A 12841-nucleotide genomic window follows, 5' to 3' on the forward strand; every position below is an offset into this window, starting at 1 on the left:
GCAATATTTAAATATTGCACCTTTTTTATATTAATAACATATACTGCAAGCTGTTCTATTACTTTCGTTTATTGTTCCTGATATTGGGTTTTTCATTCCAGAACAAGTTGGATCACTGTGGTATTTCTTCCCTGATTTACTCCAATAAACTAATTCTTGTGTATTATTTTTATCTTTTAATGTATCTTTATATTCTGTATTCTCAGTATTATTACTTGATGATATCTTTGTATTTTGTTTTACGTAATTATCATTTTTATTTTTATAACCTTTAGAGTTAGAACCTGGATTATAACTTCCCGCTTTACAATTTGTGCTTAGTCCATTTCCAGTTGATACAAAAACTATATCTGAGCATTCATCGCTCCTATGCACTTCTATATTTTTTTCCTTTAATAAGTCAACAGTTTCCACATGTGGATGGCCATATTTATTATCTTCTCCTGCTAGTATAACTGCATATTCAGGAGTTACTCTTTCTATAAATTCTCTTTTTGTACTACTATATGATCCATGATGTCCTACTTTTAACAAATCTACATCTCCAGGATTTAGATTTTTTTCTATTTCAGCTTCAGCATCTCCCATTAATAAAATCTTATCATTTCCATTAGTATAAAGTAATACTATAGAGTTATTATTAGGGTCTTCCTCATTAGCAACTGATAATACTTTAAATGTTGATGTTGATAGCTTAAACTCACTTCCAAGTAAAGGAACACTTGGGTATAGCCCTTTATTAGATGCTGCTTCTATAAAATCCCTATATGATTTTGTTTCTGCATCACCATTACTAACATATAAATTATTTACTTTTATATTATCTATAACTGCATCTAATCCACCTATATGGTCTGCATGAGGATGAGTTGCAAATATGTATTCTAACTCTTTCACCCCTTGATTTTTAAGATATGAAACTACTAATTGTTCATCATCATTATCTCCGCCATCAATAAGTGCTGCTTTTCCATCTTGCTTTATTAATATAGCATCTGAATTTCCTGTATTTATAAAGTGCAGTTCTGCATTTTTGCTTGATATATTTTTAGCACTAGATTCTTTTACAACTTGTGGATTACTTTGTTCTTTATTAACTTCTGATTGGCATCCTATTTGCGTATATCCTAATGTTACTATTAATAACAGACAGTACTAATTTTTTTAAAAATTTATTCATATTAAATTCCCCCTTTATCCATTTTTTATGTCATATCCTCTTTAATACGATACATATTCTAGCATAATTAACTATATATTGTCTAATAAGGTAATTTCAATAAAATTTAGTTTATTATATATTTTAGCTAAATATCTATTTTGACTCTTTTAAATTATAGTATGATTTTCGTATAAAAATAAAAGCGTGAATTATATATAATTCACGCTTTTGTTTTTATACGAATCGATTATATTACTCTAAAAAATTCACTTAATGTACTAAGCCGATTTTAGTTCATCTTCTTCTTTTTTACTTCTATTTTTTACGAATTTTAATACATAATGTACGACCATACCAATTCCTATAGCAAATACTAAATCAAACACTACTGTAAATACAAATGTTACAACTAATACTAAAACATCTGATTTACTTGAAGATAATAACTTTCTAAAATGAGACCATTCTCCCATATTATAAGAAACTACTATAAGTATCGCTGCTAGCGTAGTCATCGGTATAAGCTTAGCAAGTGGCATTAATACAACCATTATAAGTAATAATGTTATAGCATGCACCATACCTGATATCGGACTTTTACCTCCATTTCTAACATTAGCTGCCGTTCTAGCTATAGCTCCAGTCGCCGGAATACCTCCAAATATTGAAGATGCCATATTTCCAAGCCCTTGTGCCACAAGTTCCATATTAGAATCATGTTTATCATTTATCATATTGTCAGAAACTACACAAGAAAGTAACGATTCTATTGCACCTAGCAAAGCAATCGTTATAGCTGGTTTTATTAAAGTTGTAATTGTTTGTAAGTCAATATGAGGTATTTGTGGTTTTGGTATAGATGACGATATTTCATTAAACCTAGAACCTATTGTATCAGTTGGTAAATTAAATAAATTTACAACTAAAGTAGATAATATTAATACTATTATTGAAGCTGGTATTTTCTTGTTTACCTTAGGCCAGTAAACTAATATAAAAATACACGCTATTCCTATTAGAAATGATGCTATATCAAAAGTAGATATGTTCTCTATATAGCTTTTCACTTTTTCTATGAATTCAGCCGGTACATCTTTTATACTAAGTCCAAAGAAATCCTTTAACTGAGTTGTAAGTAATGTTACTGCTATACCGCTAGTAAACCCTACTGTTATAGTTTGCGGTACATATTTTATTAAATATCCAAATTTAAGTAGTCCCATAACTACTAATATAATTCCTGACATCATTGTAGCTGTTATAAGTCCAGTTATTCCATAGGTTTTAACTACACCATAAACTATTACAACAAATGCCCCTGTCGGTCCACCAATTTGAACCTTACTACCACCTAGAAAAGATATTACAAATCCTGCAAATATAGCAGTTATAAGTCCTTTTTCTGGAGATACACCAGATGATATAGCTAAAGCTATAGATAATGGAAGAGCTATTATAGCAACTATAATTCCCGCTACTATATCCTTACCGATTTGCTCCTTTGTTAGTTCATTTTCTTTCTTCATTTTAAATAACTTTGGTAACACTTAAACACTTCCCTCCAAAACTAATTATTGCAACATTTAATATATTAGTCCTATTTTTTGATAAAGTCCATAGTTAATAACAAATTTTATATAAAAATAAAAAAAGTATTTTTTCTACCCGAAATATATTTATTTTTATGATTATTTAATTCGTGTTTATTTTATTTTAAACTCATTAAAATACTTATTTATCTACTAATCTTTATAATTTGTTCGTATGATTTTTAATGTTAATATATAGTAAAACTATTTAAAATAATCTATCTATTTTTTAAATAAATTACATTGTTATAATCAGTTGAAAAAACTACATAAGGTGAGCTAAGAAGTTTTAAAGTTACTAAAAAAGATTATTTTTACTCTGTTAAATATTATGGAAAGTGCTAAATTTTTAATATAAAAAACCTCTAAACTAATTAATATAGATTTCATCTATACATAATAGTTTAGAGGTGCTTTATTTAAACTTTGAAATTATTCAGCTATCTCCCAGTTGTGGTATATATTTTGAACATCATCGTCATCTTCAAGCATATCAACTAGCTTGTTCATTTGCTTTAATTGATCTTCATCAGTTAATTCTGTAATAGTTTGAGGTATTAATTTAACATCAGCAGATATAAATTCATATCCTTTAGCTTGTAATTCATCTCTTACTTGAGAGAAATCTTCTGGAGTTGTTACTACTTCATATCCGTCTTCTTCAGTTATAAAGTCTTCAGCTCCTGCTTCTAAAGCTACTTCCATTAATTCATCTTCTGATATATCATCATTTGCTTCTATAAGTATTTGGCCTTTCTTATCGAACATGAAAGATACACATCCACTAGTTCCTAAGTTACCACCATTTTTATCGAAGAAGTATCTTACGTTTCCAGCTGTTCTGTTTTTGTTATCTGTTAAAGTCTCAACTATAACAGCAACTCCACCTGGTCCGTATCCTTCGTAAACTATTGTTTCATAGTTTTCGTTAGCTCCAGAACCAGCTCCTTTTGCTATAGCTCTGTCTATATTATCATTTGGCATGTTATCAGCTTTAGCTTTATCTATAGCTGTTTTTAAAGTTGCATTATATTCTGGATTTCCTCCACCTTCTTTAGCTGCAACCGCTATTGCTCTAGCATGCTTTGTGAATACTTTAGCTCTCTTAGAATCTTGTTTTCCTTTTTTATTGATTATGTTTCCTATACGTCCCATAACTTCCACTCCTTAATACGTATAATTGATTTTATATATTTTTCACGATATATATAACTTTACATATATACCTATTTATTTAGTTTATATATAGTAAAATTCTTATTACTCGTAAATTTTAGCATAAAACTTGAATTTAGTAAATTAGAACTTAGGAGGTTTTGGTGCTATATGCCTTTTATGTTCACTAATTCTATGAAGTCTTGCTATTACATCCTGATCTTTTTTAGGAACGCATTCTAACTTTCCTTCTACAACATTATCAATCATGTCATAAGTAGTTCCCATTTCTTTTTCATCAGTTTGTCCTTCCCAAAGACCTGCTGAAGGTGATTTATGTATAACATCATTATGTACCCCTAATTCTTTTGCCCACTCATATACTTCTCTCTTAGTAAGGTTAGCAAGTGGAACTAAGTCTACTCCACCATCTCCGTACTTTGTAAAGTATCCTGTATGTATTTCAGCCGCATTATCTGTACCTACAACTAAGTATCCTAAATTGTTAGCTACAGTATAAACAGTACTCATTCTTATTCTTGCTCTAAGATTTGCATCTGTCATTCTTAACTTTTCTTCTTTGTATAAATTATTTTCTTTTAGCCTACTTACAACTGTATCTAAAATTAAATTTTGAGGCTCTGTAAGATCTAAATCAAGATATTTTATATTACATCCTTCTATAACTTTAAGAGCATCTTCTCTATCTTGAGGATTACTTTTAATTCCCATAATAACACCCATAGAATCCTCTGGAAAAGCTTTTTTAATTAAATAACAAACTACCGCAGAATCTATTCCTCCAGATACTCCAACTACTAAACCTTTGCAGTTCGCTTCATTAACTTTATCCCTTAGCCAATCTACAGTTTTGTCTATTTTTAATTTTATATCCGTCATCTTTATCTCCTATCCATATTTTACATATTTTGTATATTTTCATTATATCATATGTTTATAAATTAAAAAATCCATCTATCTAGAACTATTTAATCACTTAAATAGCTATCTAAAATAGATGGATTTTTATTTAATTAGTCTACTTTTATTGCATCAACTGGACAACTCTCTTCAGCTTCTTTAGCTGTATCTTGGTTCCCTTCTGGAACTTCTCCAGTTATTGCTTTCGCTTTTCCATCATCATCCATTTCAAATACTTCTGGGCTTATACTTGGACATAATCCACATCCTATGCATGTATCTTTATCAACATGTGCTTTCATAATTGAATCCTCCTAGGTCAATATCTTTTTAGATAATTTTTGAATTTAAACTTCTAATTGAAGTTGTATTAATTCATTCAAGATTATTATAACCATCTGTATGATTTTAAATTCAAATTTTTTTATTCTATATATTACATAAATATAATTTGCGTTTATGTAAAAACTATCAAAAGAGGGTGATTATAATGGAAAATAAACATTTTAGTTTTAATATTAAAAATACAATAATAGGAATTATTACAGGATTTGTAAATGGTATATTTGGTTCTGGAGGAGGAACACTTTTAGTTCCTATATTAAATAATATTGTAAAAGTTGAAGAACATAAATCTCATGCTACAGCGCTTGCTATAATAGTATTTTTATCATCGGCTAGTTCTGTCGTTTATTTATCAAAAGGAACTTATGATATAAATTTAACTTTCAAAGTTGCATGCGGAAGCATTGTAGGTGGTGTAGTTGGTGCTAAGTTATTAAGTAAGGTTACTGGAAAATTTCTTAGAATTTCATTTGGATCAATAATGATTATTGCTGCACTAAGGATGGTGTTTTAATGATTTATGCAGTTATTGGATTCTTTGCTGGAATTATAGGTGGAATGGGAATGGGTGGTGGAACAATACTTATACCTGCACTTATATTATTTACAAACATAGACCCTAAAATCGCTCAAAGTATAAACCTATTGTCATCTATACCAATGACAATCATCGCATTAATAATACATATGAGAAATAAAAATGTGGTATTTAAACTAGTTATACCTATTGCATTTTTTGGTGTATTAGGTGCAGTATCTGGTTCATTTGTAGCTAATTTTATTTCTTCAGAAATTTTAAAGAGGGTATTTGGAGTATTTTTATTAGTAATTGGCATCTTCGAAGTAAAAAAGGGATTATGTAATCATAAAACTGATAAGTGCGGTAAATAAAAGTAAGGAGATATAATTAATATCTCCTTACTTTTTTATCTTAGATTCCCCTAACAAAAATCCAATTGAGCTACACATTAAATCTCTAAACTGAGATATTGTAGCAACATTATGATCAATACTTCAGCTATACATTATCAGCATAGTTAATATACAAATAATACAAATTGTAAAAGCTATTATAATTTGTATTGAATTGCCTTCTCTATAGTTATGATTTTCTATATCTATTTCACACTCTTGATCGTTAATATCGATCTTTTTATATACTTCACTTCTAGTAAACTTATTAATATTTTTACTTTTTCCACAATTTAAATTTGAGCTAAGTACAAATCCAAATATAGATGCTAAAGCAGACCTAAATACGACCTCTACAGCCTTTAGAATCTCATTTGATCCTTTATCATAAAATGCTAATCCTATTGATGATAAAAATACTATTAATCCTATGAAAGTTAATAATTTTCCTGATAAATTTATTTTATCCCAATCACTCATTATCTCTTGTTTTAATGAATTAACTCTACCACATTCAATATTTTTCATATACATCACACCTCAGCATATATAATAGTATTTCTACATTTCGATGCTTAAGTTATATAATTTTATAACTTTTATATATAATACTCTATGATTTGAGTCATTGTTCATTAAATTCTTTTTAAATTAAATTAGTTTTAATTTATAGTATTATTTCACCATCTTGCTCTGATAAATAGAATTCCTCTCCTTGAGTAATACTAGCCGTCGCACTTGTTATATCTGTCATCTTAGATACTAGAGCTTCCACTTCATTAACTCTTGAATAAACAAGTATCTCAACATTATCTTCATATATAGTATCTTTTATAAAGTATCCCATATTCATTATTTCATTTTGAACCTTTCCAAGTTGATTGTAGTCTATTTTAATTCCAACTTGTCTATACGAAACTTTTTCTATTACTTTAGCAGCTTCTATTCCCACTTTAGCTCCTTTAGTATACGCTCTAACTAATCCACCTGCACCTAGTTTTATTCCTCCAAAGTATCTAGTAACAACAACTACAACATCTCTTAAGTCTTCTTTTTTTATAACCTCTAATGTTGGGATTCCCGCTGTACCTTGTGGTTCCCCATCATCACTATATCTTTGTATATTCATAGTAGGGCCTACTGTATATGCCCATACATTATGAGTTGCATCTTTATGCTTTTTCTTTATTTCATTTACAAACTCTACTGCTTCCTCCTCAGCCTTTATAGGTTTAGCATAGCCAATAAAGGTAGATTTATCTATTATAATTTCATCCATTCCAAATTCATGCAATGTTTTGTATGTGCTCATTATTTTCCTCCATATTATAAAGTTATAAATTAATTATATACAATATTATTTTATAAATCAAAAAAGAAAGGGAATATCCCCTTTCTTTGTATTTTTTATTTATATATTTTAGTTAACAGCAGTTAGACCACTTTCTGCGCTCTTTTTCTTTAAATCTTTATATTTTTTATAAGATATATCAACTAGTGACTTTTCTTTGTTATGTGATAACATACTTATAGCTTCTTTAACTTTAAAGAATCCGCCTTCTAAAAGGTCATCATCTAGTAAATATTCAGCATTATCTGTTTCCATTATATACCAAACAACAGCATTACATACTTCTTGCTGTCTAGTTCTTGAGAAAAATTCATACATAGTGTCACCTGCTACCTCTAATATAGAAGCATCAACACCTGTTTCTTCCTTTACTTTTAAAATTGCACTCTCATGTTGAAGTTCCTTATCTGAAATTTTACCTTTTGGAAGTGTCCACTCGCCTCTGTCATTCTTTACTATAAGAACCTTATTAGCATAAAATACTACTCCACCTGCACAACGTCTTACTATCATCTAAAACCCTCCTATTAACTGTTTTTTTATGTTAATTCTGGGATACACTGTAGGTAAACAATTTATTAGTTAATTATATGTTAAGTGTTAAATCTTTATGTTACCTATCTTCTTGCTCTAACATATCAATTGCCTCTTCATATGCTCTTAGTACATACTCTTTTTCAAATTGCTTTTTGTTTTTTAACTGTCTTAACATTCTTAAGCTATTTTCATTTCCTATTTTAGCAAGTGCTTTTGCACAATATTGTCTTGTTTGTGGATTAGTGTCATAAAGACCTCGTTGTAAATATTCTCTACTATTAGGTGATTGTATTTTTCTAAGTGCTGAATAAGTTATTCTCCTTACATCCGAATGTTTATGCCCTGTAAGTGGGTGCAAAAGCTTTAAGAATTTATCTTCCTTTAATTCTCCTGTTGCCCATATTAAAGTCATTAAGTCTTCAGCATTTCTTTCAGTTATTATTCTTTTGTAAAGCTTTCTTTTAAAGTCTATCATTCTTTCAGAACTTAACCCCTCCATAAAGTCAATCCTATCAGATTTACTTAAGCCTAAAAATTTATCTATTATATCTTTAGACAACTCTACTTTATCCTTTAGCATTGCCTTTATTTCTAGCTTTGCCTTTATTAATTGGTCATTTACTTCTGAAGTTGATATGTTTCTTATTTTACTTATTTGAGATACTGTTTTGGATTCTTTATATAGAAGATAGGTTATATAATAGTCTTCTAAGTTGTCTATATTATCCCAACTTATATTCATATTATTTCCTATTTTTCTAATATATAGTCCTTATATATATTATAATCCTCTTCTTCTAATTTTACATCAACTGTTATTCCATTTTCCCCATATTCAAAGTTCTCTACATTATACTTGTTCTTAACTCTACTAAATATATCTCCTCTTTCATAAGGTAATAAAAGTGTAACATCATATGTATTTTCCATTAAAGCATCTTCTACAGTTTGCAATAACTTATCCATATTTATACCTTTTTTAGCTGATATATATATTGTCTCGTCGCTATTTTTCGGATATATATCTAATTCTAATCTATCTATTTTATTGTAAACAATTATAGTCTTCTTATCATTTGCACCTAATTCCTTAAGTACGGTTTCTGTAGTTTTCTTTTGTAATTCATAGCTACTGTTTGTAGCATCAATTACATGCAAAATTAAATCAGCATAATGAACTTCTTCTAATGTTGCTTTAAATGCATCTACTAAATCATGGGGAAGTTTACTAACAAATCCAACAGTATCTACTACTAAAAATTCTTTTTTATTTGGTAAAAGTGCCTTTCTAAGTGTTACATCTAAAGTGGCAAATAGCATATCTTTCGCTAATACTTCTTTTTCTTTTTCATAATCTTTATGAGTCTTTATTATTTCATTTAATAAAGTAGATTTACCTGCATTTGTATATCCTACAATTGCAACTATTGGTATATTAGATTTTAAACGTTGTACTCTTTGAGTCTCTCTAATTTTTTTAACTTCTCTAAGCTCAGCTCTAATATCCGCTGCTTTATTAAGAATATGTCTTTTATCTATTTCTAATTTTTGCTCTCCTGGTCCTCTAGCGCCTATACCCGCACCAGTTCTACTCATCTCTCCACCCATACCAGAAAGTCTAGGTAGTCTATATTTTAATTGAGCAAGTTCAACTTGAAGTTTTCCTTCTTTAGTTAAAGCCCTTTGAGCAAATATATCTAATATTAGAGTAGTTCTATCTATTACTTTTATTCCAACTACTTCTTCTATATTTCTTATATGCGCACCTGATAACTCATCGTTAAATACTACCATAGTAGCTTCTAATGAATCGCAATATGCTTTTATTTCTTCGACTTTTCCTTTTCCTACATAAAAAGCAGCATCTCTAGTTTGCTTATTTTGTATTAAACTTCCTACTACTTCTGCTCCTGCAGCTTTAGCTAATTCTTTTAGTTCTTCCATTGATTCATTTATGTCTATATCATCAATTTTTCTTGCTGTAGACGTTATATTAAGTCCTACAAGTAATGCTTTCTCTTTAATTTCTTGCACTTTAACACCTCATTTTTTTAAATTCGCTTTGAGTAATTTTCACTCACTAAATTTAAGCGCTATTTTATAGGCTTATTAATTGAAATTGCCTATAAAATTAATTTTGTCATTATTTTTTTTATTATACCACTAATGCTTATTTTTAGTATAATTATATTATTAATATAATTCCAGGGGGTAATTAATATGAGTGATAATTATAAATTTTTTAATCATAAAGATTGTGAGTATTTTCCTTGTCATAAAACTAATAAACCAGATGAATTTAACTGCTTATTTTGCTACTGCCCACTATATGCTTTAGGTAAAAATTGTGGCGGAAACTTTAGATATAGCGAAAGCGGTATAAAAGACTGCTCACAATGTTTATTACCTCATAACAAAAGTAATTATGAATATATTATGAGTAAATTCAAAGATATAGTTAAGGTAGCTTCAAATCAAGACGATAATAATAATGATTAAAAGAAAGAGAGCAGGTTACTGCTCTCTTTTTCTTTTTAATAACCTGTATATGCTATAACTTACTATACTTGATATAAATATTAAAATTATTATCATAATCCCAGCATGGAAAAAAAATGTTTCTGGGAGAATAGTTATAACAGGGTCTAAACTAGGATCAAATATCCAATAATCATTACTAAACATTAATTTATGAAAAATAACAAAGCTTTTTTCAAAGTTTATTATTATAGGTAATGATAAAATTAATGGAATACTAATCAAAGCTTTTGAAGTTATATTTAAAAATTCTATATTTTTATTTTTTATATTTATAAATATGAAAACTGCAGAAATAATAAAACACACTTTAAATATTTTATTTATATTTTGAAATATATCTCTTACTTCTTCAAAATGAATCTTACCTTCTTTAGAAGATTTTATAGTTGGCATTTCAAAATTAGTCTCATCTTTACTTAAATTATAATCTATTAGATAGTCATAGTTTAGCTTTATTTCTTCTTTAGAATATCCAGATATTTTAGGTATATCTAAATAATCAATATCAAAATAATACAGTTGTTTAAATCCTACACTAAATTGTATTATTCCCATTATAATTAATATGCTAAATGCAATTGAAAATATTAGATTTAAAATTTTTTTCATATATTTAGGCCTCTATATTTAAAGTTATTAATTATACTATTTTAGTAGTAAAGTCTTCTATATTCCATACATCATCAACTATATCTATATAAAATTCCGGTTCATGGCATACTAAAAGAACTGTTCCTTTAAATTCTCTTATTGCCTTTTTAAGCTCGTCCTTAGCTTCAACATCTAAATGGTTTGTAGGTTCGTCTAGTACTAAGAAGTTTATATTCTTAAGCATAACCTTACATAACCTAACCTTAGCTGCTTCTCCTCCACTTAAAACTCTCATTTGACTAGTTATATGTTCATTAGTAAGCCCGCATTTAGCAAGATGTTGCCTTACTTCAAAGTTTGAAAGTCCTGGGAATTCTGCCCATACTTCATCCATCGGAGTATTATAATTGTCTCTTGAACTTTCTTGTTCAAAGTACCCAAGTTCTAGATAGTCTCCAAGTTCAACATTTCCATCAAAAGGCTTAACTATACCAAGTAATGTTTTTAATAATGTAGATTTACCAACACCATTCATTCCTTTTAATGCTATTTTTTTATTTCTTTCTAATTGGAAATTAAGAGGCTTAGTTAAAGCTTCATCATATCCTAGTACTAAATCTTTAGTTTCAAATATTATTTTACTTGCTGCTCTTGCTTCTTTAAATCCAAAAGTTGGTTTTATCTTTTCCTTTGGTCTTTCTAAGATTTCCATTTTATCTAATATTTTTTGTCTACTGTTTGCCATACCACGAGTTGCCACTCTTGCTTTATTTCTAGCTACAAAGTCTTCTAATTTTTTTCTTTCTTCTATTTGTCTTTCATAAGCATTCTCTTCTTGACGTTTCTTTATATCATTAAGTCTAACAAACTCATCGTAGTTACCTTTATATCTATTTAATTCACCATTTTCTAAATGATAAATTACATTACAAGTATCATTTATAAAGTCTATATCATGAGAAACTAGTATAAAACTATTTTCATATTCTTGAAGATATCTTGTTAACCAGTTTATATGTTCTTCATCTAGGTAGTTAGTAGGCTCGTCTAATATAAGAATTGTGGGATTTTCAAGTAGTAATTTAGTAAGAAGCACTTTAGTTCTTTGCCCTCCACTTAAATCAGTTACATCTTTATCTAATCCTATTTCTCCAAGTCCTAATCCATTAGCTACTTCTTGAATTTTTGCATCTATCATATAAAAACCGCTGTTTTCAAGTATTGTTTGTATCTCAGCAGTTTCTTCTAAAAGCTTATTCATTTGATCCTCGTCAGCTTCTCCCATTTTATCGTACATAAGAATCATTTCTTGCTCTAAGTCAAACATTGGCTTAAATGCATCTCTTAATATATCTCTTATAGTATTTCCCTTACTAAGAACTGTATGTTGATCTAAATATCCAACTGTAGCTCTTGACGACCATTTTATATTACCAGCATCTGGCATAAGTTTTTTTGTTATTATATTTAAGAAACTTGATTTCCCTTCTCCATTTGCACCAACTAATGCTATATGTTCACCTTTTCTAAGTCTAAATGAAACATTTTCTAGTATAGTTCTTGCTCCGAAACCATGACTTACGTTTTCTACTACTAGCATTTTAACACCTCTTTACTAATTTTATCGTCTACATTCTATACTATAATATATTCTTTTTTAACTTAAATCAAGTATGGCTTAAATCCTCCTATTAACTTTTGTTTACAGCTTTATAAAAAAATAAAATTGGGCTATAA

Annotated in this window: 16 protein-coding genes; 4 read left to right on the top strand and 12 right to left on the bottom strand. The window is 28.5% G+C overall.

The window, feature by feature from the left end:
* Positions 1-30 precede the first annotated feature (30 nt).
* Entirely contained in the window at positions 31-1044 is a 1014-nt protein-coding gene (locus BN899_RS14440) for a ComEC/Rec2 family competence protein (RefSeq protein WP_330362568.1), read from the bottom strand.
* Here BN899_RS14440 and BN899_RS20200 point away from each other — a divergent pair.
* Entirely contained in the window at positions 1034-1159 is a 126-nt protein-coding gene (locus BN899_RS20200; protein ID WP_278244997.1) for a hypothetical protein, read from the top strand. The genes BN899_RS14440 and BN899_RS20200 overlap by 11 nt on opposite strands.
* Positions 1160-1440: 281 nt before the next feature.
* Here BN899_RS20200 and BN899_RS14445 read toward each other — a convergent pair whose 3' ends face one another.
* The 4 genes from BN899_RS14445 to BN899_RS14460 form a co-directional block, all read right to left on the bottom strand.
* Complete coding sequence (locus BN899_RS14445; protein WP_081712282.1) at positions 1441-2709, bottom strand: SulP family inorganic anion transporter; 1269 nt, start codon at positions 2707-2709, stop codon at positions 1441-1443.
* 474 nt (positions 2710-3183) lie between these two features.
* On the bottom strand, positions 3184-3906 hold the full coding sequence (locus BN899_RS14450) for a YebC/PmpR family DNA-binding transcriptional regulator (RefSeq protein ID WP_042276800.1): 723 nt from the start codon (positions 3904-3906) through the stop codon (positions 3184-3186).
* A gap of 144 nt (positions 3907-4050) precedes the next feature.
* A complete protein-coding gene (gene nadE / locus BN899_RS14455) occupies positions 4051-4806 on the bottom strand; it encodes an NAD(+) synthase (RefSeq protein ID WP_042276803.1) in 756 nt (251 codons plus the stop codon).
* Positions 4807-4940: 134 nt separating this feature from the next.
* The gene (locus tag BN899_RS14460; protein ID WP_042276806.1) at positions 4941-5129 is read right to left on the bottom strand and encodes a ferredoxin; all 189 of its coding nucleotides are present in this window, start codon (positions 5127-5129) and stop codon (positions 4941-4943) included.
* 188 nt (positions 5130-5317) lie between these two features.
* Here BN899_RS14460 and BN899_RS14465 point away from each other — a divergent pair, with 188 nt between their 5' ends.
* On the top strand, positions 5318-5686 hold the full coding sequence (locus BN899_RS14465) for a sulfite exporter TauE/SafE family protein (protein ID WP_042276809.1): 369 nt from the start codon (positions 5318-5320) through the stop codon (positions 5684-5686).
* Entirely contained in the window at positions 5686-6063 is a 378-nt protein-coding gene (locus tag BN899_RS14470) for a sulfite exporter TauE/SafE family protein (protein WP_042276812.1), read from the top strand. The genes BN899_RS14465 and BN899_RS14470 overlap by 1 nt, the downstream gene beginning before the upstream one ends.
* 123 nt (positions 6064-6186) lie before the next feature.
* Here the strand turns inward: BN899_RS14470 and BN899_RS14475 are convergent, their stop codons facing one another.
* From BN899_RS14475 to hflX, 5 genes are all read right to left on the bottom strand, one after another.
* Positions 6187-6612: a hypothetical protein gene (locus BN899_RS14475; RefSeq protein ID WP_042276815.1), complete on the bottom strand. Its 426-nt coding sequence runs from the start codon at positions 6610-6612 to the stop codon at positions 6187-6189.
* A 139-nt stretch (positions 6613-6751) separates the two neighbouring features.
* Positions 6752-7396, bottom strand: coding sequence for a YigZ family protein (locus BN899_RS14480; protein ID WP_042276818.1), 645 nt, complete (start codon positions 7394-7396; stop codon positions 6752-6754).
* A gap of 108 nt (positions 7397-7504) precedes the next feature.
* Positions 7505-7948: an NUDIX domain-containing protein gene (locus BN899_RS14485; RefSeq protein WP_042276821.1), complete on the bottom strand. Its 444-nt coding sequence runs from the start codon at positions 7946-7948 to the stop codon at positions 7505-7507.
* 100 nt (positions 7949-8048) lie between these two features.
* Entirely contained in the window at positions 8049-8714 is a 666-nt protein-coding gene (locus BN899_RS14490; protein WP_042276823.1) for a HEAT repeat domain-containing protein, read from the bottom strand.
* Positions 8715-8722: 8 nt separating this feature from the next.
* On the bottom strand, positions 8723-10006 hold the full coding sequence (hflX, locus tag BN899_RS14495; protein ID WP_042276825.1) for a GTPase HflX: 1284 nt from the start codon (positions 10004-10006) through the stop codon (positions 8723-8725).
* 186 nt (positions 10007-10192) lie between these two features.
* Here hflX and BN899_RS14500 point away from each other — a divergent pair, with 186 nt between their 5' ends.
* Positions 10193-10471 carry a cysteine-rich small domain-containing protein gene (locus BN899_RS14500; RefSeq protein WP_042276827.1) on the top strand — a complete coding sequence of 93 codons (279 nt, stop codon included), beginning with the start codon at positions 10193-10195 and terminating at the stop codon, positions 10469-10471.
* 15 nt (positions 10472-10486) lie between these two features.
* On the opposite strand, the gene BN899_RS14505 is transcribed toward BN899_RS14500, so the two are convergent.
* Together BN899_RS14505 and BN899_RS14510 are read right to left on the bottom strand one after the other, a co-directional pair.
* Complete coding sequence (locus BN899_RS14505; RefSeq protein ID WP_042276829.1) at positions 10487-11122, bottom strand: TIGR01906 family membrane protein; 636 nt, start codon at positions 11120-11122, stop codon at positions 10487-10489.
* A 31-nt stretch (positions 11123-11153) separates the two neighbouring features.
* Positions 11154-12704, bottom strand: coding sequence for an ABC-F family ATP-binding cassette domain-containing protein (locus BN899_RS14510; protein WP_042276831.1), 1551 nt, complete (start codon positions 12702-12704; stop codon positions 11154-11156).
* Between the last annotated feature and the right edge of the window lie 137 nt (positions 12705-12841).

It is taken from the genome of Faecalimicrobium dakarense (assembly GCF_000499525.1).
GTDB lineage: Bacteria > Bacillota > Clostridia > Peptostreptococcales > Peptostreptococcaceae > Faecalimicrobium > Faecalimicrobium dakarense.